At 67.4% G+C, this 20,691-nt stretch carries 24 protein-coding genes; 10 read left to right on the top strand and 14 right to left on the bottom strand.

Annotated features, from left to right (window positions below; all coding sequences use genetic code 11):
* Positions 1 to 6 precede the first annotated feature (6 nt).
* From hslU to hslV, 3 genes are read right to left on the bottom strand one after another with little or no spacing between them, the layout of a single operon-like run.
* A complete protein-coding gene (gene hslU, locus ACSF9G_RS19045; protein ID WP_436643711.1) occupies positions 7 to 1,317 on the bottom strand; it encodes an ATP-dependent protease ATPase subunit HslU in 1,311 nt (436 codons plus the stop codon).
* Entirely contained in the window at positions 1,314 to 2,366 is a 1,053-nt protein-coding gene (locus ACSF9G_RS19040) for a hypothetical protein (RefSeq protein ID WP_436643710.1), read from the bottom strand. The genes hslU and ACSF9G_RS19040 overlap by 4 nt, the downstream gene beginning before the upstream one ends.
* Positions 2,353 to 2,910, bottom strand: coding sequence for an ATP-dependent protease subunit HslV (gene hslV, locus ACSF9G_RS19035; RefSeq protein WP_261615767.1), 558 nt, complete (start codon positions 2,908 to 2,910; stop codon positions 2,353 to 2,355). The genes ACSF9G_RS19040 and hslV overlap by 14 nt, the downstream gene beginning before the upstream one ends.
* 160 nt (positions 2,911 to 3,070) lie before the next feature.
* Between hslV and hisB the strand changes: the two genes are divergently transcribed.
* Genes hisB through coaA form a run of 7 tightly spaced genes read left to right on the top strand, consistent with a single transcriptional unit; the run spans position 3,071 to position 7,728 of the window.
* Positions 3,071 to 3,667: an imidazoleglycerol-phosphate dehydratase HisB gene (gene hisB / locus ACSF9G_RS19030; protein WP_436643709.1), complete on the top strand. Its 597-nt coding sequence runs from the start codon at positions 3,071 to 3,073 to the stop codon at positions 3,665 to 3,667.
* Positions 3,668 to 3,702: 35 nt separating this feature from the next.
* On the top strand, positions 3,703 to 4,191 hold the full coding sequence (locus tag ACSF9G_RS19025; RefSeq protein ID WP_436643708.1) for a DUF2628 domain-containing protein: 489 nt from the start codon (positions 3,703 to 3,705) through the stop codon (positions 4,189 to 4,191).
* A 21-nt stretch (positions 4,192 to 4,212) separates the two neighbouring features.
* A complete protein-coding gene (hisH, locus tag ACSF9G_RS19020; protein WP_436643707.1) occupies positions 4,213 to 4,863 on the top strand; it encodes an imidazole glycerol phosphate synthase subunit HisH in 651 nt (216 codons plus the stop codon).
* 10 nt (positions 4,864 to 4,873) lie between these two features.
* The gene (gene hisA / locus ACSF9G_RS19015) at positions 4,874 to 5,614 is read left to right on the top strand and encodes a 1-(5-phosphoribosyl)-5-[(5-phosphoribosylamino)methylideneamino]imidazole-4-carboxamide isomerase (RefSeq protein WP_436643706.1); all 741 of its coding nucleotides are present in this window, start codon (positions 4,874 to 4,876) and stop codon (positions 5,612 to 5,614) included.
* Complete coding sequence (gene hisF, locus ACSF9G_RS19010; protein WP_261615762.1) at positions 5,614 to 6,390, top strand: imidazole glycerol phosphate synthase subunit HisF; 777 nt, start codon at positions 5,614 to 5,616, stop codon at positions 6,388 to 6,390. The genes hisA and hisF overlap by 1 nt, the downstream gene beginning before the upstream one ends.
* A 25-nt stretch (positions 6,391 to 6,415) precedes the next feature.
* Complete coding sequence (locus tag ACSF9G_RS19005; RefSeq protein ID WP_261615761.1) at positions 6,416 to 6,742, top strand: phosphoribosyl-ATP diphosphatase; 327 nt, start codon at positions 6,416 to 6,418, stop codon at positions 6,740 to 6,742.
* Complete coding sequence (gene coaA / locus ACSF9G_RS19000) at positions 6,739 to 7,728, top strand: type I pantothenate kinase (RefSeq protein ID WP_436643705.1); 990 nt, start codon at positions 6,739 to 6,741, stop codon at positions 7,726 to 7,728. Before ACSF9G_RS19005 ends, coaA begins: the two co-directional genes overlap by 4 nt.
* Before the next feature lie 79 nt (positions 7,729 to 7,807).
* Here coaA and ACSF9G_RS18995 read toward each other — a convergent pair whose 3' ends face one another.
* Both ACSF9G_RS18995 and ACSF9G_RS18990 read right to left on the bottom strand, forming a co-directional pair.
* Positions 7,808 to 8,785 carry a linear amide C-N hydrolase gene (locus ACSF9G_RS18995; protein WP_436643704.1) on the bottom strand — a complete coding sequence of 326 codons (978 nt, stop codon included), beginning with the start codon at positions 8,783 to 8,785 and terminating at the stop codon, positions 7,808 to 7,810.
* A gap of 140 nt (positions 8,786 to 8,925) precedes the next feature.
* Positions 8,926 to 9,927 carry an adenosine kinase gene (locus ACSF9G_RS18990; protein ID WP_436643703.1) on the bottom strand — a complete coding sequence of 334 codons (1,002 nt, stop codon included), beginning with the start codon at positions 9,925 to 9,927 and terminating at the stop codon, positions 8,926 to 8,928.
* A 233-nt stretch (positions 9,928 to 10,160) separates the two neighbouring features.
* On the opposite strand from ACSF9G_RS18990, the gene ACSF9G_RS18985 reads away from it, so the two are divergent.
* Positions 10,161 to 10,847 carry a sulfate transporter family protein gene (locus tag ACSF9G_RS18985; protein ID WP_436643702.1) on the top strand — a complete coding sequence of 229 codons (687 nt, stop codon included), beginning with the start codon at positions 10,161 to 10,163 and terminating at the stop codon, positions 10,845 to 10,847.
* A 30-nt stretch (positions 10,848 to 10,877) separates the two neighbouring features.
* On the opposite strand, the gene nth is transcribed toward ACSF9G_RS18985, so the two are convergent.
* Positions 10,878 to 11,636, bottom strand: a complete 759-nt coding sequence (gene nth / locus ACSF9G_RS18980) for an endonuclease III (RefSeq protein ID WP_436643701.1) — start codon at positions 11,634 to 11,636, stop codon at positions 10,878 to 10,880.
* 21 nt (positions 11,637 to 11,657) lie between these two features.
* Here nth and ACSF9G_RS18975 point away from each other — a divergent pair, with 21 nt between their 5' ends.
* Together ACSF9G_RS18975 and ACSF9G_RS18970 are read left to right on the top strand one after the other, a co-directional pair.
* Entirely contained in the window at positions 11,658 to 12,155 is a 498-nt protein-coding gene (locus ACSF9G_RS18975) for a DUF2244 domain-containing protein (RefSeq protein ID WP_436643700.1), read from the top strand.
* Between the two features lie 139 nt (positions 12,156 to 12,294).
* Positions 12,295 to 13,191: a methylated-DNA--[protein]-cysteine S-methyltransferase gene (locus ACSF9G_RS18970; protein WP_436643699.1), complete on the top strand. Its 897-nt coding sequence runs from the start codon at positions 12,295 to 12,297 to the stop codon at positions 13,189 to 13,191.
* Positions 13,192 to 13,250: 59 nt separating this feature from the next.
* Here ACSF9G_RS18970 and ACSF9G_RS18965 read toward each other — a convergent pair whose 3' ends face one another.
* The 8 genes from ACSF9G_RS18965 to dnaK all read right to left on the bottom strand — a co-directional run bounded on the left by ACSF9G_RS18965 (position 13,251) and on the right by dnaK (position 20,622).
* A complete protein-coding gene (locus tag ACSF9G_RS18965) occupies positions 13,251 to 13,871 on the bottom strand; it encodes a 2,3-bisphosphoglycerate-dependent phosphoglycerate mutase (RefSeq protein WP_436643698.1) in 621 nt (206 codons plus the stop codon).
* Between the two features lie 13 nt (positions 13,872 to 13,884).
* Entirely contained in the window at positions 13,885 to 14,697 is an 813-nt protein-coding gene (dapB, locus tag ACSF9G_RS18960) for a 4-hydroxy-tetrahydrodipicolinate reductase (protein WP_436643697.1), read from the bottom strand.
* A gap of 177 nt (positions 14,698 to 14,874) precedes the next feature.
* Positions 14,875 to 15,180, bottom strand: coding sequence for a DUF1330 domain-containing protein (locus ACSF9G_RS18955; protein WP_436643696.1), 306 nt, complete (start codon positions 15,178 to 15,180; stop codon positions 14,875 to 14,877).
* A gap of 57 nt (positions 15,181 to 15,237) precedes the next feature.
* The gene (gene pyrF / locus ACSF9G_RS18950) at positions 15,238 to 15,948 is read right to left on the bottom strand and encodes an orotidine-5'-phosphate decarboxylase (protein ID WP_436643695.1); all 711 of its coding nucleotides are present in this window, start codon (positions 15,946 to 15,948) and stop codon (positions 15,238 to 15,240) included.
* Positions 15,949 to 16,089: 141 nt separating this feature from the next.
* Positions 16,090 to 16,677 carry an NADPH-dependent FMN reductase gene (locus tag ACSF9G_RS18945; RefSeq protein ID WP_436643694.1) on the bottom strand — a complete coding sequence of 196 codons (588 nt, stop codon included), beginning with the start codon at positions 16,675 to 16,677 and terminating at the stop codon, positions 16,090 to 16,092.
* An 80-nt stretch (positions 16,678 to 16,757) separates the two neighbouring features.
* Positions 16,758 to 17,351 (bottom strand): class I SAM-dependent methyltransferase, encoded by a 594-nt coding sequence (locus ACSF9G_RS18940; protein ID WP_436643693.1) that lies wholly within the window; start codon positions 17,349 to 17,351, stop codon positions 16,758 to 16,760.
* 59 nt (positions 17,352 to 17,410) lie between these two features.
* Entirely contained in the window at positions 17,411 to 18,541 is a 1,131-nt protein-coding gene (dnaJ, locus tag ACSF9G_RS18935) for a molecular chaperone DnaJ (protein ID WP_436643692.1), read from the bottom strand.
* A 155-nt stretch (positions 18,542 to 18,696) separates the two neighbouring features.
* A complete protein-coding gene (dnaK, locus tag ACSF9G_RS18930; RefSeq protein ID WP_436643691.1) occupies positions 18,697 to 20,622 on the bottom strand; it encodes a molecular chaperone DnaK in 1,926 nt (641 codons plus the stop codon).
* Positions 20,623 to 20,691: the final 69 nt, after the last annotated feature.

The following is a 20,691-nucleotide window of genomic DNA, read 5'->3' as shown; positions in this document are numbered from 1 at the left end:
AGCGCGCTACAGCACGTAGCGGCTGAGATCGGCGTTCTTGGCGAGGTCGCCGATGTGCTTGCGCACATAATCCGCGTCCACCGTCACCGTCTGTCCGGACTTGTCGGGGGCCTCGAAGCTGATCTCGTCGAGCACCCGCTCCATCACCGTCTGCAGGCGCCGCGCGCCGATATTCTCCACCGACCCGTTCACCTCCACCGCGATCCTGGCGATCTCGGCGATGGCGTCGTCGGTGATGTCGAGACTGACACCTTCGGTGCCCATCAGCGCGACATATTGCTTGATCAGGCTCGCCTCGGTCTCGGTGAGGATCCGGCGGAAGTCCTCCTCGGTGAGCGCGCGCAGCTCGACGCGGATCGGCAGGCGGCCCTGCAACTCGGGCAGCAGGTCCGACGGTTTGGCCACATGGAATGCGCCCGAGGCGATGAACAGCACGTGGTCGGTCTTCACCGGCCCGTGCTTGGTCGAAACGGTCGTGCCCTCGATCAGCGGCAGCAGGTCGCGCTGCACGCCCTCGCGGGAGACATCGGCGCCGCCGACGCGCTCGGAGCGGCCGGTGATCTTGTCGATCTCGTCGAGGAAGACGATGCCGTGGTTTTCGGTGATGTGGATCGCTTCCTGGACGATCTGCTCGTCGTCGAGCAGCTTGTCGGATTCCTCGGCGATCAGCAGATCGTAGGAATCCTTCACGTTCACCTTGCGCGACTTGGTCTGGCCGCCGAAGGCCTTGCCCAGCATGTCGCCGAGATTGATCATGCCGACCGAGGCGCCGGGCATGCCGGGAATGTCCATCTGCGGCATCGACATTGAGCTCTGGCGCACCTCGACTTCGATTTCCTTGTCGTCGAGTTCACCGTCGCGCAGCTTGGCGCGGAAGGATTCCCGCGTCGACGGCCCGGCGCCCGGACCGACCAGCGCGTCGAGCACGCGTTCCTCGGCGAGCAGATGCGCCTTGGCCTGCACCTCCTTGCGCCGGCGGGCGCGCACCAGGCCGACCGCGGCCTCGACCAGGTCGCGGACGATCTGCTCCACGTCGCGGCCGACATAGCCGACCTCGGTGAACTTGGTCGCCTCGATCTTTATGAACGGCGCATCGGCCAGCTTGGCCAGCCGGCGCGAGATCTCCGTCTTGCCGACGCCGGTCGGGCCGATCATCAGGATGTTCTTCGGCAAAACCTCTTCGCGCAGGCCCTCTTCGAGCTGCTGGCGCCGCCAGCGGTTGCGCAGGGCGATTGCGACGGCGCGCTTGGCATCCTTCTGGCCGACGATGTAGCGGTCGAGCTCGGAAACGATCTCGCGGGGGGAGAAATCGGTCATGGGCGCTCCGGAATGACGGGGAGACGAGAAACGAGGCTGGCCGGTAGCGGCAGTACTGAGATAAGGGCCGAGCGCGTCTGTTGCCAGCCCGCGCCGAGCAGGATGACCATTCCGCCGATCAGCGTGAGGGTGAGCGCGGCGGAGCTGGACCCGCCGAGATCGGCCGCGCGGATGAGCTCCGACAGCGAATAGCCGAGATAGACGAGGCCGGCGACCAGCAGGGCGCGCCGGTCGATCACGACGGCGAGCAGGCCGAAAAGCACGACCGTGCCGACGATGATCAGGGCGGAGCCGGCGTCGAGGTCTCCACCGGCGAGGATGAAATGGAACACGCCGCGCAGGATCAGCGGGGCGGCGAGAAGATGCAGCCAGAACGCATTGTCGCTGCGTAGCGTGCGTCGCTGCGGATCGGAAAGATCGAAGGCCATCGCCGTGACGAAGACGGCAAGCCCGGCGATCAGGAGAAGCAGCGGCCCGTCCGTGTCGAAGACACCCGGCGCGGCCAGGTGCACGGCGCTGAAGAAGGCGACGACGGCCGCCGCCGCGGTTACCGCGAGGGTGAACGGCAGGCGGAAGCGCAGGAAGAACGCGCCGCCGGAGACGAGCGCCACCAGGGCGCCGAACAGGACCGCGAACGAACGCTCGAACAGCACATCCACGCTGATCACGGTTAGACCGAAGATCGCCATCCCGACCACGCCGGCATGGACGACGAAGATGATCGCAAGCGCCATGGACGGGAGCACGAGCCGTCGCCTGCGCGCGAAGAACTCGGCCAGAGCCCACGACAGGATGGTCGCCAGGAAAGCGGTCGGCAGCAGCCCCGCGACCGGCACGATCATGGTGCCGAGGCCGATGAACAGCATGACGATGCCGATCGTCAGGAACACGTCGTGGAAGCCGCGCGCGAAGCGCACCTCCTCGCGGTCGGCCGCCCTGTCGGCTTCGCCACGCTTCCGTGCTTCGAGAAATGCGATCAGCCTTTCCGCACTGTCGGGATCGACGATGCCTGCGGCCGAGGCGGCCGCGATATCGTCACGCAGTGGCATCGAGCGTTTCCACGACGACCTTGTCGTTGGTGTAGACGCAGATATCGGCGGCAATCGCCATCGCCTTGCGGGCGATCTCTTCCGCGCTCATGTCGGTGTCGGCGAGCGCGCGGGCGGCCGCGAGCGCGTAGTTGCCGCCCGAGCCGATGGCGGCGAGGCCGTTTTCCGGCTCCAGCACGTCGCCGTTGCCGGTGACGACCAGGCTGACGCTCGAGTCGGCGACGATCATCATCGCCTGCAGATGCCTGAGATAACGGTCCGTGCGCCAGTCCTTGGCCAGCTCCACCGAGGCACGCATCAGCTGGTTCGGATACTGCTCGAGCTTCTTCTCCAGCCGTTCGAACAGGGTGAACGCGTCGGCGGTGGCGCCGGCGAAGCCGCTGATCACCGAGCCGTCGCCGAGCGGGCGCACCTTGCGGGCGGTGTGCTTCATCACCGTGTCGCCGATCGACACCTGGCCGTCGCCGGCGACGACCACTTTTCCGCCCTTGCGCACGGTCAGGATCGTCGTCGCGTGCCACTGGTTGTCGGAATTGGAGCTCATGCACTTGTCCTATATCGCAGCCGAATCGATCGGCCGGGCACCCGGGGCCTCATGTATGCCGTTACGGGTCCGATTCAACGTTTTGCTTCCGGCGCTTTCATCTGCGCCGATCGCCTGATAAAAGGCCCCTTCTGTCAAATCCTTATCGGAAGTCGAGCTGATGAGCGAGGCGCGTAGCGCGGAAATCGCGCGCAAGACCGCCGAGACCGATGTAACGGTCTCGGTCAACCTGGACGGCGAGGGCAAGTCGGACATTGCGACCGGCATCGGCTTCCTCGACCATATGCTCGAGCTGCTCGCGCGCCACGGCCTGATCGACATGACGGTCGCAGCCAAGGGCGACCTGCATGTCGACATGCACCACACCACCGAGGATGTCGGCATCGTGCTCGGCCAGGCGGTGCGCCAGGCGCTCGGCGAGCGCCGTGGCATTACCCGCTACGCCACCGCCCATCTGCCGATGGACGAGTGCCTGAGCCGCGTATCGGTCGACGTGTCGGGCCGGCCGTTCCTTGTGTGGCGCGTCGCGTTTCCCGCGCCGAAGGTCGGCGACATGGATACCGAGCTGTTCCGCGAGTGGTTCCAGGCCTTCACCATGAACGCCGGCATCACGCTGCACGTGGAGTGCTTCTACGGCGACAACAGCCATCATATCGCCGAGAGCTGCTTCAAGGGGCTCGCCCGCGCGCTGCGTGCGGCGATCGCCATCGATCCGCGCGAGGGCGCCCGGGTGCCGTCCACCAAGGGCAGCCTGTAGCGGCACCAAGCCCGTCTGATCCCCAAGGGTGTACCATGAAGGTCTACACCGTCCACGAACCGCCGGAAGGCGACGGCGACAGCGCCGACAGGATCCTCTTCGTCAAGGAGGGATTCTGCTGGCCGGCGCTGTTCGTGCCGATGTTCTGGCTGCTCTGGCACCGGATGTGGTGGGTTCTGCTCGGCTGGCTGGCGATCAGCACCGGCCTCGCGGTCCTCGGCGAGCTGGTCGAGGAGGTGGCGTTCATCGTCGGGGTGGCGAGCCTTCTGTTCTCGTTCTGGTTCGCCCTGGAAGCGAACGTGCTCAGGCGCTGGAGCCTCGGCCGCAAGGGCTGGCGCATGCTCGGCATTGCCGCCGGCCGCGATCGCGAGGAGGCCGAGCAGTCCTTCTTCCGCCGCTACCTGGCGCTGAAGGTCGCGCGCGCGCCGTCCCGCTCCGCCGCGCCCCATCTGCCGCCGGTCCCGCGTCCGGCGGCATCCACGACCGACCGGCCGGTCATCGGCCTGTTTCCGCAACCCGAGTAAAGCGTAGTCCGACCTGATCCCATGCGCGTCGCCATCCTAGATTACGGCTCCGGCAACCTGCGCTCGGCCGAAAAGGCCTTCGCGCGCGCCGCCCGCGAAACCGGCCTTGCCGCCGAGATCCGCGTCACCAACGATCCGGACCTGGTGCGCGTCTGCGACCGCATCGTCCTGCCCGGCGTCGGCGCCTTTGCCGATTGCAAGCGCGGGCTCGAGGCGGTCCCGGGCTTGCGCGAGGCGCTCGTCGAGGCCGTCGAGGACAGGGGCCGGCCGTTCCTCGGCATCTGCGTCGGCATGCAGCTGATGGCCGATTTCGGCCGCGAACACGAGGTCGCGGAAGGCTTCGGCTGGATTTCCGGCGACGTGGTGCGGCTCAAGCCCGCCGATCCGGGCCTCAAGATCCCGCATATGGGTTGGAACACGCTGCGCGTCCTGTCCGACCATCCGCTGCTGGAGGGGATCGCGACGGGGGACGACGGCCTCCACGCCTATTTCGTCCACTCCTATCACCTGGCCGCGAAGGACCGGGACGCCATCGTCGCCGAGGCCGATTACGGCGGCCCGGTCACGGCGCTTGTCGCCAGCAAAAACCGCGCCGGCACCCAGTTCCACCCCGAGAAAAGCCAGAAGCTCGGCCTGGCCCTGATCGGCAATTTCCTCAGATGGGCACCGTGAGGCCAGGTTCATGATCCTTTTCCCCGCCATCGACCTCAAGGACGGGCGCTGCGTGCGCCTCGTCAAGGGTGACATGGATGCCGCCACCGTGTTCAACGACGACCCGGCCGCCCAGGCGCGCGACTTCGAGACCGCCGGCTTCGACTGGCTGCACGTGGTCGACCTGAACGGCGCCTTCGAGGGCAGGAGCGTCAACGGCCCCGCCGTCGAGGCGATCATCGCGGCGGTGTCGATGCCGATCCAGCTCGGCGGCGGCATCCGCGACATGGCCGGCATCGCCGCCTGGCTGGAGAAGGGCATCCGCCGCGTCATCCTCGGCACGGTGGCGGTGCGCGATCCCGGCCTCGTGCGCGAGGCCTGTGCGGCGTTTCCCGGCCGCATCGTCGTCGGCATCGACGCGCGCGCCGGCAGGGTCGCGGTGGAAGGCTGGGCGGAGACGTCGGAAATGACGGCGGTCGATCTGGCGAAGAAGTTCGAGGACGCCGGCGTCGCCGCGATCGTCTACACCGACATCGACCGCGACGGCATCCTGACCGGGCTCAACATCGACTCGACGCTGGAGCTGGCCCGCTCGGTGTCCATTCCCGTCATCGCGTCGGGCGGGCTCGCCGCCATCGACGACGTGAAGCGCCTGCTCCAGCCCGACTGCGCCATCCTCGAAGGCGCGATCTCCGGCCGTGCGCTCTACGACGGCCGGCTCGATCCGGCCGAGGCGCTGGCTCTGATCAACTCCGCCGGGAAGGTCTCCTGATGCTGAAGGCCCGCGTCATTCCCTGCCTCGACGTCAAGGACGGCCGCGTCGTCAAGGGCGTGCAGTTCGTCGACCTGATCGATGCCGGCGACCCGGTCGAGGCGGCGATCGCCTACGATGCCGCCGGCGCCGACGAGCTGTGCTTCCTCGACATCGCCGCGAGCCACGAGGACCGCGGCATCCTGCTCGACGTCGTCACCCGCACCGCCGAGCACTGCTTCATGCCGCTGACCGTCGGCGGCGGGGTGCGCACCGTCGCCGATATCCGCGTGCTGCTGCGCGCCGGCGCCGACAAGGTGTCGATCAACACCGCGGCGGTGAAGGATCGCGCCTTCGTCAGGGCGGCGGCGGAGAAATTCGGCAGCCAGTGCGTCGTGGTGGCGATCGACGCCAAGCGCGTCTCCGCCGACGATCAGCCGCCGCGCTGGGAGATCTTCACCCATGGCGGCCGCCAGCCGACCGGCATCGACGCGCTCGACTTCGCCGAGGAGGTCGTCGCGCTGGGCGCCGGCGAGATCCTGCTCACTTCCATGGACCGCGACGGCACCAAGGCGGGCTACGACATCGCGCTGACCCGGGCGGTCGCCGACCGCGTCCACGTGCCGGTCATCGCCTCGGGCGGCGTCGGCACGCTGGAGCACATGGTCGAGGGCATTCGCGACGGCGGTGCCACCGCCGTGCTCGCCGCCTCGATCTTTCACTTCGGAGAGCATACGATCCGCGAGGCGAAGGATTACATGGCCGCCGCCGGCATTCCGATGCGGCTCGATCCCTAGCGTCACCGGGCTGGAACGAGAAGACATGGCTGTAGCGCGACTGAGCATCGACGACCTCGCCGAGATCGTGAAATCCCGAAAAGGGGCCGATCCGGGCACCTCCTATACCGCGAAGCTTCTCGATCGCGGTGTCGGCCAGTGTGCCAAGAAATTCGGCGAGGAGGCCGTCGAGACCGTGATCGCCGCGATGGACGGCGACAAGCAGGCGATCTGCTCCGAGGCCGCCGACGTGCTCTATCATCTGGTCGTGCTGCTTGCCGCCGCCGATGTGGAGCTCGAGGATATCTACGCCGAGCTCGGGCGGCGGGAAGGCACGTCGGGCATCGTGGAAAAGGCGAGACGCGGCACATGAACCCGCAGAGTCTGGCAGTTACCGGCGACGTTCCGGCCGACAACGACCGGGTCCCTTCGCCCTATCGCATCTTCACCCGCGAGGAATGGGCGGAGCTGCGCGCCGACACGCCGATGACGCTGACCGAGGCCGAGGTGCTTCGGCTGCGCGGTCTCAACGAACGCCTGTCGATCGACGACGTCGTCCAGATCTACCTGCCGTTGTCGCGGCTTTTGAGCCTCTACGTCCACGCCACCCAGGACCTGTTCAAGGCGACCCGCTACTTCCTCGGCGCCAGGGACGGCAAGGTGCCCTACATCATCGGCGTCGCCGGCTCGGTGGCGGTCGGCAAGTCGACGACCTCGCGCGTGCTGCAGGCCCTGCTCACCCGCTGGCCGAACACGCCTAAGGTCGATCTCGTCACCACCGACGGGTTCCTGTTTCCCAACGCTGTGCTCGAGCGCGACAACCTGATGCACCGTAAGGGCTTTCCCGAGAGCTTCGACGTCGCCGCGCTGTTGAACTTCCTCTCGCGGATCAAGGCCGGCGAGCGCAATGTCGAAGCCCCGCTCTATTCGCACTTCGCCTATGACGTGCTGCCGCCGGACCAGGTCGTCGTCGTCGATCAGCCCGACATCCTGATCGTCGAGGGCCTCAACGTGCTGCAGCCCGGCCGCATGCCCAGGGACGGCAAGGCGGTGCCGTTCGTCTCCGACTATTTCGACTTCTCGGTCTATATCGACGCGGATACCGAAACGGTCGAGCGCTGGTACGTCGAGCGCTTCATGACGCTGCGCCGCACCGCCTTCCGCGATCCCGGCGCCTACTTCCACCGCTATTCCACGCTGTCCGACGAGAAGGCCGAGGAGACGGCGCTCGATATCTGGCGGCGCATCAACCTGCTCAATCTGGAAGACAACATCCTGCCCACCCGGCAGCGCGCCGACCTGATCCTCAAGAAGGGCGGCAACCACCAGATCGAGGAAGTGTGGCTGAGAAAGCTGTGACGTCGACCTGACCGGTCACCCGTGCCGGTGCACGGGGCGGCAGGCCGAACGCGCGCCCTGCCGCCGGCAAACCCCTGCCTCAGGGGACGAGAAATTCGAACGGCTCGGTGGGAACCAGCCGGTCGGAGACGTTTCCGCCGACATCCGCGAGTCCCTGGAAGGCCAGTCGCGCTGGAGCCGCGCCCTCGGTCAGATCGATCTTGTCGAGATCGACCCAGACCACCGACGGATTGATCACCGAATCGAAGAAGTACCGTCGGGCGTCGTGGTCGATCACGGTGCGCCAAAGGGTGGACGCGATGTTCGGCTTCTCCGGATCGTTCAGGCCGAGCGGCGTGCTAACGGCCCGCATCTGCGAGAAGATCGCCGCCAGCGCGGCCCGCTGATCCTTGAATTGCGGCGTTGATTTCAGATTGTAGCTGGCCCGCGCGAACCGGTCGGCGGCGCTGATCGTGCCCGGCAGGAAATGCTGTCCGCCGATCAGGTCCCAGTAGGCATTGATGGCGAGCTGCTGGTCGTAGACCGGCGAGTTGGTCATCACCCGGTACTCGGCGCCGTGGTGGATCGTCAGCGCGCCGCCGATGAACTCGAAAACGGCCGAATCGCCCGAGGCATCGGAGAGTGCGATATGGACCGTGGTCGGCTTTCCGTTGGGCGCGTCGGCCGTGATCACCGTCAGCGGGTCGTCCTGCATTCCCGCCACCGCCTCGGCGACGCTGGCGTAGCTGTCGAGCATGTATTGCAGCCAGGCACCCACGGAGATCGTCGGTTTGTCGCGCGTCGCCGGATCGCCGAAATCCGATTCGGCCAGATAGAGCAGATTGCCGGCGAGCCCGGCCTCGTTCAGGCCGTCGGACGTGGCGAGGTTGTAGACCGCGACGACGACGGAGCCGTAGGACGACGTCCATCGCGCGGTTCCGTCCCCGGTGCCGCCGTCGCGGGCCATGCCGCGCGGAAAGGCCCAGAGGTCCGTCTGCATGTCGACGTCGCTCCAGTCCATGCTGCGGCCGGTCAGGAAGGTATTGGCGCCCGTACCGTAGAGAACACGCGTACACATTCGATAATCGCTCCGATTTGCCGTAACCCTGGGAAATCCTGGAAGGAAAAGACGACGCGGCAACGGCCGCGCCGATCAATATCGACACGTCCCCGGGCCGCCGGCCCGGGAAAATGCCGCGAATCGGGGGATGCCGCGTCCTAGACCGGCAGGCCGTTCTGTTCGGCCAGGTCCTTCAGGCTCACCTGCGGCCGCGCGCCGATATGGCTGATGACCTCGGCCGCGGCGAGGCCGCCGAGCTTCGCGCAGGTCTCCGGATCCTGGCCGCGGGCGAGGCCGAACAGGAACCCTGCGGCGAACAGGTCGCCGGCGCCGGTCAGGTCGACGATGCGCTCGACGGGCGCCGCCGGCACCGCGAAGCGCTTGCCGTCCTTCAGCACCACCGCGCCCTTCTCGCTGCGCGTCACCACGGCGAACCTGCAGTCCTTCTCCAGCGCCGCCAGGGCGGTATCGAAGTCGGCGGTCTCGTAGAGCGCGTGCAGCTCGGATTCGTTGCCGAACAACAGCGTCACCGTCTCCGAGCGGATGAGGTCGAGGAATTCGGCGCGATAGCGGTCGACGCAGAAGGAATCCGACAGCGTCAGCGCCACCTGGCGCCCGTGCCGCTTGGCGATGGCGGCGGCATGCACGAAGGCCTTCTTGGCCTGCGGCGGATCCCACAGATAGCCTTCCATGTAGAGCACGCTGGATTGCGCCACCACGTCCTCGTCGACGTCGTCCGGCCCGAACATCTGGCAGGCGCCGAGGAAGGTGTTCATGGTCCGCTCGCCGTCCGGCGTCACCATGACGAGGCAGCGCGCCGTCGACGGTCCGGCGGTGAGCGCCGGCGTCTCGAAATGTACGCCGAGCGCGCGGATGTCGTGGCTGAACACGCCGCCGAGGCCGTCCTGGGCGACCTTGCCGAAGAAGGCGCCGCGGCCGCCGAAGGAGGCGAGCCCGGCGATGGTGTTGGCGCCGGAGCCGCCGGACATTTCCGTCGCCGCGCCCATGGCGTTGTAGAGCGTGCCGGCGCGGTCCTCGTCGATCAGGTTCATCGAGCCTTTGACGAGCTTCTCGTTGACGAGGAAGTCGTCCTCGGCGCGGGCGATCACGTCGACGATGGCATTGCCGATGCCGACGACGTCGTATTTTGTTTCGGCCATGATATGAAATGTTCTCTGTTGCGGAGCCTGTGCACTATAAGCTGTGAGTCCGCTGCGGCAACCCCTGTTAACTCCCGATATTTCAAGGGAAATTTCCCATTTCGCCCACCCCGGCCGACGCCGTCGTTGCGGATCGCCGCCCACCTGCCTATCTCAAGGGACGTCCGTGAAGCACGCGACGTGCCCGCTTCGTCGCCGTCTCTACGCCAAAGGAAATTCCGAAAGGCCGCCTGATGATCGCAGATGCGTTTGCCGCGCTGTCCGACGTCGTGTCGAAGCCGTTCCGCGCCATCCTGCTGCGGACGCTCGGCCTTACGCTCGCCGGGCTGATCGCGTTGTGGATCGTCCTCGTCTGGGTGTTCAACCACTTCGTCACGCTGCCCTGGGGCTGGGCGGAGACAACGGTCGATATCATCGCCGGCGCGGGCTTCGTCGTGGCGATGGTGTTCCTCGTCGCCCCGGTCTCCTCGCTGGTCGCGGGCCTGTTCCTCGACGACATCGCCGAGAAGGTCGAGCGGACGGCGTTTCCGTCCGATCCCGTCGGCAGCCCGCTGCCGCTGCCGCAGGTGCTCGTCAGCTCGCTGAAGTTTTTCGGTGTCGTGATCCTGGCGAACCTGATCGCGCTGGTGCTCCTGCTGTTGCCGGGCATCAACCTGGTCGCCTTCCTGCTGGTCAACGCCTACCTGCTCGGCCGGGAATATTTCGAGCTCGCCGCGCTGCGCTTCCGCCCTTATGAAGAGGCCCGCACGCTGCGCCGCGCCGTCGCCGGCCAGGTCTTCGGCGCCGGCCTCATCGTCGCGCTGTTCGTGATGATCCCGATCGTCAACCTGGCGACGCCGCTGTTCGCCACCGCCTTCATGGTGCGGCTGCACAAGCGGATTTCGGCGCAAGGGCGGACTTCGGCGCAGGGGGCCGTCTAGGCAGCCCCGTTCGGCGGTCTGCGCCCCGCCTCAGGCGGTCTTGTCGGGATATTTGCAGATATCGCGGATCACGCAGCGGTCGCAGGCCGGCTTGCGCGCCTTGCAGATGTAGCGCCCGTGCAGGATCAGCCAGTGATGGGCGTAGAGCCGGTACGTGTCCGGCACCACCGCTTCCAGGCCGCGTTCCACCTCCAGCGGATCCTTGCCGGGCGCCAGGCCGGTGCGGTTGGAGACCCGGAAGATATGGGTGTCGACGGCGATCGTCGGCTCGCCGTAGGCGACGTTGAGCACCACGTTGGCGGTCTTGCGCCCGACGCCGGGCAGCGTCTCCAGATAGTCGCGGTCGCGCGGCACGTCGCCGCCGGTCTCCGCGACCAGCCGTTTCGACAGGGCGACGACGTTCTTGGCCTTGTTGCGGAACAGGCCGATCGTCTTGATATGCTCGCGCACCGCGTCCTCGCCGAGCGCCGCCATCTTCTGCGCCGTGTCGGCTTCGGCGAACAGCGCCCGCGTCGCCTTGTTGACGCCGGCGTCGGTGGCCTGCGCCGACAGCACCACGGCGACGAGCAGGGTGAACGGATTGACGTATTCGAGCTCGCTCTTGGGTTCCGGATCGGTCTTCTGCAGCGCCGCGAACAGTCGGTCGATCTCCTCCGGCGTGAGCAGCGTCTTGCGCCGTTTCGCCGTCCGTTTGCGCGGCGCCGGCTTGGCGGTGGCGGACCGGGCCGTTTCCGTGCCGGTGGCGGTCTTCCGGGCGGGACGTTTCGGTGTGGGCTGAATCTTGGACATTCATCCTCTATATTGGGGCCCATGAACCCTGCCAATCCGGAAACGGACCGCGAGATTTTTTCCGCGGTGATCGCTCCGCACCGCTCGCTGTCGCGGCGCGGGTTCCTGATTTTCATGGCCGCCGTCGGCGGTGTCAGCTTCGCCACCGGCCTCGTCTTCCTGTCGATGGGCGCCTGGCCGGTGTTCGGCTTCTTCGGCCTCGACGTGCTGCTGGTCTTCCTGGCGTTCCGCGCGAACTACATATCGGGGCGCGCCCGCGAGGTGATCCGGATCACCGAATCCGAACTCCTGGTGCGCCGCATTTCGGCGAAGGGGGCGATGGTCGAATGGCGCTTCAATCCCTACTGGGTGCGCATCGATGTCGGCCGCGACCATGACGGCGACCTGCAAACCGTGTCGCTGACCTCGCACGGCAGCAAGCTGGAGATCGGCTATTGGCTATCGCCGCCGGAAAAGGCCGATTTCCTCGCCGCGCTGTCGGCGGCGCTGGCCGCAGCCCGCCGCGGATTGCCGGCCTAGCCTTCCGGTCTCGCGTCATCGTCGGGTCCGGCCCGACGATCTCCGGTCGCTGGCACGGGAGGCGATCCGGAATCGGGTGTCGCGCCGGTTTCGGCGGGCCTAAGGTTTGCGCCACCTCGAAGACTGGAGGCGCGCTATGATGACCATGATGACGAATCCGAACACCCTTGCCGCCGAGCCGCTCAACGCCACCCCGTCCGATTACGACGCGGTGCGCCGCACCGTCGAGCTCATCACCGAGACCTGGCGCGATCAGCCCTCGCTGGAGACCATGGCCGCGCATGTCGGCATGGAGCCGACGCGGTTGCAGAAGCTGTTCCGCCGCTGGTGCGGGCTGACGCCGAAGGCCTTCGTCCAGGCGATCACGCTCGACACCGCGCGCGACCTGCTGCGCGATTCCGCCTCCGTGCTGGATGCGAGCTATGAAGTCGGCCTGTCGGGCCCGGGACGCCTGCATGACCTGTTCGTCAGCCACGAGGCGATGAGCCCCGGCGAATATGCCGCCCGCGGCGCCGGCCTCGACATCGCCTGGGGCTTCCATCCCTCGCCCTTTGGCGACGCGCTGGTGATGGCGACGCCGCGCGGCCTCGCCGGCATTGCCTTCGCCGACGACCAGGCGGACCGCGCCCGCGTTCTCGCCGACATGACGGCGCGCTGGCCCAGGGCGCATTTCCACGAGGACGCCGCCGCGACCGCCGATTACGCCAGGCGCGTGTTCCATCCCGACCTGTGGCGCCCGGACGATCCGCTGCGCGTGGTCTTCATCGGCACCGATTTCGAGATCCGGGTCTGGGAGACGCTGCTGCGCATCCCGCTCGGCCGCGCCACCACCTATTCCGACATCGCCGAAACGCTCGGCAAGCCGACCGCCGCCCGCGCGGTCGGGTCGGCGGTGGGCCGCAACCCGATCTCCTTCGTGGTGCCATGCCACCGGGTGCTGGGCAAGTCCGGCTCCCTGTGCGGCTATCACTGGGGCCTCACGCGCAAGCGCGCGATCCTCGGCTGGGAAGCCGGGCTGGCTGGCGCGGATATCTAAAGGCCCTACCGCCTCGGCCGCGCATCCCCGCTTTTGCGGGAACGCGCGGGCCGAAGATCTCAGGCCGTCAGATCGAGCGTCTCGGCGACCGTCGAATCGGCCGCCAGCCGGTAGACGATCGGCTCGCCGGTCGCGATCTCGCGCTTGACGATGGTGTCGCGGCTGTGCCGCTCGAGCACCATGACGATCGAGCGCAGCGAGTTACCGTGCGCGGCGACCAGAACCCGTTCGCCGCGCAAGACGCGCGGCTGAATCTCCGACACGTAATAGGGCAGGGTGCGGGCGACGGTGTCCTTCAGGCTCTCGCCGCCGGGCGGGGAGACGTCGTAGGACCGGCGCCAGATATGCACCTGTTCCTCGCCCCACTTCGCCCGTGCGTCGTCCTTGTTCAGCCCGGTCAGGTCGCCGTAGTCGCGCTCGTTCAACGCCTCGTCGCGGATGATCGGGATCGATGTCAGCGCCATCTCGTCCAGGATGATGTCGAGCGTGTGCTGCGCCCGCGTCAGCGCGCTGGTGAAGGCGACGTCGAAGGTCAGGCCGGCGGCCTTGAGCATCTTGCCGGCGGCATGCGCCTCGGCGATGCCCTGCTCGGTCAGGCCGACGTCCTTCCAGCCGGTGAACAGGTTCTTCAGGTTCCAGTCGCTCTGCCCGTGGCGGACGAGCGCGAGAAGGCGGTCCATTCGTTACTCCAGTCTAGTCGGAAAGGCCGAGCACGTCGGCCATGGAATAGAGGCCCGGCTTGCGGCCGCGCGCCCATAGCGCGGCCTTGATCGCGCCGCGCGAGAAGATGCCCCGGTCCTCGGCCCGGTGGGTGAGCTCGATGCGCTCGTGCGGGCCGGCGAAGATCACCGTGTGCTCGCCGACGACGGTGCCGCCCCTGAGCGCCTGAAAGCCGATGTCGCCGCGCTTGCGCGCGCCGGTCTGGCCGTGGCGGGTCCACACCGCGTGCTGGTCGAGCGCCACCTCGCGGCCGGCCGCGGCGGCCTGGCCCAGCATCAGCGCCGTGCCGGACGGCGCGTCGACCTTGTTGCGGTGGTGCATTTCCACGATTTCGATGTCGAAGTCGGGGTCGAGCGCGGCGGCGACCTTTTTCGCCAGCGCCGCCAGCAGGTTGACGCCGAGGCTCATGTTGCCCGAACGGACCACGACGGCATGGCGGGCGGCGGCGGCCAGCTTGGCGTCGTCATCCTCGCTCAGGCCGGTCGTGCCGACGATATGGGCGATGCGCGCCTGGGCGGCCAGTTCGGCGAACGCCACCGTCGCCACCGGCGCGGTGAAGTCGATGACGCCGTCGGCGCGCGCGAACACCGGCAGGGCGTCGTCGGTGACCGGGACGCCGAGATGGCCGATGCCCGCCAGCTCGCCGGCATCGGCGCCGATCCCGGCCGCGCCGTCGCGTTCGATCGCGCCGACGAGCACCGCGCCGTCGGTCTCGACGACGGTACGGATCAGCTCCCGCCCCATGCGCCCGCTGGCGCCGGTGACGATCAACCGCATGTCGGACATCCGATACTCCCGGTTTCGACACGTCCGTGTCAGGGGCCCTTCGTCAGGGCTACCGTGTCAGGGCGCCGGTATAGCAGGCGGGGCCGCGCCCGCAAGGCCGCGGACGCGGGAAACGGTCGTTTCCGTCCCGGGTTGGATGCGGGCATCCGGCACCCGGCTCGGCTCAAGGCCGGCGGCTCAGCCCGGCTGTTCGCCGTCGTAGCCTTCGACGACGACGAGATCGACGTCGCCGGCCTCGCCCCGCTCTTGAATCGCGAACTGGTATTCCGGCGAGTTGTAGCAGTCGAGCGCTGCCTGGTAGCTGGGAAATTCGATGACGACGTGCCGGTCCTTCAGCGCGCCGAGCATCGACCGGGACTGGCCGGCGCGCACCAGGAAGCGGCCGCCATATTTCTTGAAGGCCGCCGCATTCGCCGCCTTGTAGCGCTCATAGCGCTCCGGGTCTTGGACGGTGACGTGGGCTACCCAGTATCCCTTGACCATGGTTCGCTCTCCCTGCGGTCGGATTGACTCTCCTTGCCGGTCGTTTCGTCTGCGACTCTATTTCGTTACCGATTCGATTTCGGCGACGATCCGCTCCGCCGCCGCGCGCGGATCCTCCGCCTGGATCACCGGGCGCGCCACGACCAGACGGTCCGCGCCGTCGCGAATGGCGCTCTCCGGCGTCGCCGCCCGTTTCTGGTCGCCGCGTTCGGCGCCCGCCGGCCGGATGCCCGGCGTGATCAGTTCCAGCGTATCTCCGGTCGCCGCGCGGATCGCCGCGACCTCGACGGGCGAGCAGATCAGTCCGTCCATGCCGATATCGGCCGCCTGCGCCGCGCGGCGCAGCACCAGGTCGCCGACGCCGCTGCCATAGCCCGTCTCGACGAGGTCGGTGTCGTCGAGGCTGGTCAGCACCGTGACCCCGAGAAGCTTGAGCCCGGACCCGCCCCGCCCGGCGACGGCCGCGCGCATCGCCTGCGGATAGGCATGGATCGTCGTGAAGGTCACGCCCATGTCGGCGATCGCCTCGACCGCGTGGGCGACGGTATTGGGAATGTCGAGCAGCTTCATGTCGAGGAAGACGCGCTTGCCCGACTGCACGAGCTCGCGGGCAAATCCCAGACCCGCGGAGAAGCTCAGCTGCATGCCGATCTTGTAGACGCCGACGGCGTCGCCCAGCGTCGCGACCATCCGTTCCGCTTCCGCCTGCGAAGACAGATCGAGCCCGACGATCAGCCGGTCGCGCGCGGCGATGGTCTCGGACGTCATGGGCTGCTCCTCGTCAGGATAAGCGGCGCGGTCACGGAAGCGACCCGCCATGCAATGGAACGGGCTGGCGCCAAGCGGTTTTGGATCGCGGGGGCCCCGCCTGTCAATGCGCCAGAACGCCGAGCGAGGACTAGCCGCGGTCTAGACCGGCGCGGCGAAGGTCCTCGCCATCGACACGAGCCGCTCGGCGACCGTCGCCAGCATCTTCGCGGGACGCTCGGCCACCAGCCGGCCGGAGTCGTCGAAGGCGGAGTTCGCTGCGGGCACAGAGATCATTTCCGGGACCATCAGGGTGCCCAGCGCGTTCTCCAGCGAATGGCGCAGCTGAAGCAGGCCGCGATAGCCGCCGAACTGGCCGTTGGAGACCGCCCCCAGCGCAAAGACTCGGCCCTTGAACGGGCCCGGCCGGTGGTCCGTCGTCTTCGGCCGCGACACCCAGTCGATCGTGTTCTTCAACAGCGGCGTGATGCCACCGTTGTATTCCGGCGCGACGATGAAGATACCCTGGCTCGCGATCATTTTTTCCGCGAGCCGGGTGGCGGTCTCGGGAACGCCCTCGTTTTCCTCGAGATCGCCGTTGTAGATCGGCATCGGATAGTCGGCGAGCGAGATATGCGTGACGGCGCCGCCGGCCTGCTCGATCGCCTCGACCGCGCGGACGGCGAGCTTCTCGTTGATCGAGCCGGTGCGGATGCTTCCGGCGAAGACGAGGATGGCGGGGCGGGTCACGGGAAATCTCCTTGCGAAAACAGCGGTGCACCCGGCGACCTAGGGCGACGCCGGCGTGCTACCAGTCCTGAAGGAAACGATCAGTCCCGCGAATAGATCCAGGTGGTCGCCGGCGGCAGGTTCATCAGAACGCGGCGGCCGCGGCGCGCCTCGAATTTGCCGGCCTGCGCGGGAACCGGCGCCTGCAGCCCGTAGGTGAACTGGACGAGCGGCATGCCGGGCTTGAGCGCGTTGACGCCGGCCTCGATCAGTGCGATGCGCTGCTCCATCGGCCGGTTCAGCAGTGGCAGGCCGGTGATGACCGCCGACAGCCCGGTGATGGCATGCGCGTCGAGATGGCTCTTCAGCGCGTAGGCGTCGCCCTGGATGATGGTCACACCGGGAAAGCGATTGGCCAGAAGCCGGCAGAAATCGGCGTTGTACTCGATCAGCATCAGCCGCTCCGGCTTCACGCCGTGATCGATCAGAGCCTTGGTGAAGACACCGGTGCCGGGACCGAGCTCGACGACCGGCCCCTCGTCGTTGGCATCGACTTCCGCCGCCATCGCGCGTGCGAGCCAGCGCCCGCTCGGGCTCACCGCCCCGGTGCGCAGCGGATTCCCCGCCCATTCGCGCAGGAAGATCAGCTCGTCGAGGATCGTCCGTTTGCGGGTTTCGGAATCGCCTGAGATCATGTCTGGCCGGCTCCTGTTACAGACTCAAAGTTCAGCGGGTAAAAGCGGCGAGATCCGGATCAACCGCTCAGATCGTCCCAGAATTCCTTCACCTTGGCGAAGAAACCCGAGGATTCCGGATTTGTCGATTCGGAGGAGACCTGCTCGAATTCCTCCAGAAGCTCCCGCTGGCGACGGCTCAGGTTGACCGGGGTCTCGACCACCGCCTGGATGTAGAGGTCGCCGTGCTGCGGGCTGCGCAGCACCGGCATGCCCTTGGCCTTGAGGCGGAACTGCTTGCCGGTCTGGGTGCCGGCCGGCACCTTGACCTTGCTGCGTCCGCCGTCGATCGTCGGCACCTCGATATCGCCGCCGAGCGCCGCCGTCGTGATCGAGATCGGCACCCGGCAGAACAGGTCGGCGCCGTCGCGCTGGAAGATCTCGTGCGGCTTCACCGACAGGAAGATGTAGAGGTCGCCCGCCGGTCCGCCGCGCATGCCGGCCTCGCCCTCTCCGGCGAGCCGGATGCGGGTCCCGTCCTCGACGCCGGCGGGAATGTTGACCGACAGGTTGCGCTCGCGCGTGACCCGCCCCGCCCCGCCGCAATCGGCGCAGGGGTCCTCGATGATCTCGCCGCGGCCCTGGCAGTGCGGGCAGGTACGCTCGATGGCGAAGAAGCCCTGGCTTGCCCTGACGCGGCCGGCGCCGCCGCAGGTGGTGCAGGTCGTCGGGCTGGTGCCCGGCTTGGCGCCGGAGCCCGAACAGGTCTCGCAGGTGATGCTGGTGGGCACGCGGATCTGCGCGGCCTTGCCGGAGTAGGATTCCTCCAGCGTGATTTCCATGTTGTAGCGCAGGTCGGCGCCGCGTCCGCGCCCGGAGCGGCCGCGCCCGCGGCCGGCGCCCATGAAGTCGCCGAAAAGGTCGTCGAAGATCGACGACATCGACGACGCGAAATCCGTTCCGAAGCCCTGCTGTCCGGCCATGCCGTCGAAGGCCGCGTGGCCGAACTGGTCGTAGGCCGCCCGCTTCTGCGGATCGCGCAGCGCCTCGTAGGCTTCGTTGATTTCCTTGAACTTGTGCTCGGATTCGTCGTCGCCCGGGTTCTTGTCCGGGTGATACTTCATGGCGAGCTTGCGGAATGCGCCCTTCAGCTCTGCGTCCGTGGACGACCGGCTACAGCCCAATACCTCGTAAAAGTCGCGTTTGGACATCGATTCTGGTCTTGCGGCTCGGTTCGTGCCCCGGCGGGATGGCCCGCGGGGCGCCCCGCCCGCCGGCCCACCGGTCTTGAAACGGGATGGCCCCCGATCCGGCGAGAATTACAAGTCTCGACGAACGAGGGCCATCCCTTTAGTCGCTCTTTCTGTCAGGCCGACTTCTTCTGGTCGTCGTCCTTCACTTCCTCGAAGTCGGCGTCGACGACGTCTTCGTCGGCGGAGGTCGCATCGGCGTCGGCAGGACCTTCGGCAGCGCCCTCGGCTTCGGCCTGCGAGGCGGCATACATCGCCTCCCCGAGCTTCATCGCCGCCTGGGCCACGTCCTGCGCCTTGGCGTTGATCGCCTCCGGATCGTCGCCTTCCATCGCCGACTTCAGCTCGGTGACGGTCGCCTCGATCGTGCTCTTGTCGGATTCCGGCACCTTGTCGCCAAATTCCGCGAGCTGCTTCTCGGTCGAATGCACCAGCGCCTCGGCCTGGTTCCTGGCCTCGACGAGCGCGCGCCGCTTCTTGTCCTCGTCGGCGTGCGACTCGGCGTCCTTGACCATCTTCTCGATGTCGGCGTCGGACAGGCCGCCGGACGCCTGGATGCGGATCTGCTGCTCCTTCGAGGTCGCCTTGTCCTTGGCCGACACGTTGACGATGCCGTTGGCGTCGATGTCGAAGGTGACCTCGACCTGCGGCATGCCGCGAGGCGCCGACGGAATGCCGACGAGATCGAACTGGCCGAGCAGCTTGTTGTCGGCCGCCATCTCGCGCTCGCCCTGGAACACGCGGATCGTCACGGCGGTCTGGTTGTCCTCCGCCGTCGAGAAGATCTGGCTCTTCTTGGTGGGGATCGTGGTGTTGCGGTCGATGAGGCGCGTGAACACGCCGCCCAGCGTCTCGATGCCGAGCGACAGCGGCGTCACGTCGAGCAGCAGCACGTCCTTGACGTCGCCCTGCAGCACGCCGGCCTGGATGGCAGCGCCGATGGCGACGACCTCGTCCGGGTTGACGCCCTTGTGCGGCTCCTTGCCGAAGAACTGCTTCACGACCTCATGGACCTTCGGCATGCGGGTCATGCCGCCGACCAGGACCACCTCGTCGATCTCGCCGGCCGACAGACCGGCATCCTTCAGCGCTGCCTTGCAGGGCACGATGGTCTTCTGGATCAGGTCGTCCACCAGCGCCTCGAACTTGGCGCGGGTGAGCTTCATGGTCAGATGCTTCGGGCCGGACTGGTCGGCGGTGATGAACGGCAGGTTGATCTCGGTTTGCGTCGCGCTCGACAGCTCGATCTTGGCCTTCTCGGCGGCCTCTTTCAGCCGCTGCAGCGCCAGCTTGTCGTTGCGCAGGTCGATGCCCTGCTCCTTCTTGAACTCGTCGGCCAGATAGCCGACCAGCCGCATGTCGAAGTCCTCGCCGCCGAGGAAGGTGTCGCCGTTGGTCGACTTGACCTCGAACACGCCGTCGCCGATCTCCAGCACCGACACGTCGAAGGTGCCGCCGCCGAGGTCGTAGACCGCGATGGTCTTGCCGTCCTTCTTGTCGAGCCCGTAGGCGAGCGCGGCCGCGGTCGGCTCGTTGATGATGCGCAGCACCTCGAGGCCTGCGATCTTGCCGGCGTCCTTGGTGGCCTGGCGCTGGGCGTCGTTGAAGTAGGCGGGAACGGTGATGACGGCCTGCTCGATCTTCGAGCCGACGAAGGCCTCGGCCGTCTCCTTCATCTTCTGCAGGATGAAGGCGGAGATCTGCGAGGGCGAATACTTGTCGCCGCGGCTCTGGACCCAGGCGTCGCCGTTCTCGGCCTTGACGATCTCGTAGGGAACCAGGCCCTTGTCCTTCTCGGTCATCGGGTCGTCGTAGGTACGACCGATGAGGCGCTTGATGGCGAAGAAGGTGTTTTCCGGATTGGTCACCGCCTGGCGCTTGGCCGGCTGGCCGACCAGCCGCTCACCGTCCTCGGTGAAGGCGACCATCGAAGGCGTGGTGCGCGCGCCTTCGGCATTTTCGATAACCTTGGGATTCGACCCTTCCATGACGGCGACGCACGAATTGGTGGTGCCGAGGTCGATACCGATGACCTTACCCATTTTTCGAACCTCTCTTTCCGGCAGGCCGCTGGAGCCCTCATCGCGAGGCACCCCTGATCCGGTCTTCCC

The organism is Microbaculum mangrovi (assembly GCF_051390635.1).
GTDB lineage: Bacteria > Pseudomonadota > Alphaproteobacteria > Rhizobiales > Tepidamorphaceae > Microbaculum.
The sequence above is the reverse complement of the archived record's forward strand: the minus strand, read 5'-3'. Positions and strand labels throughout refer to the sequence as shown.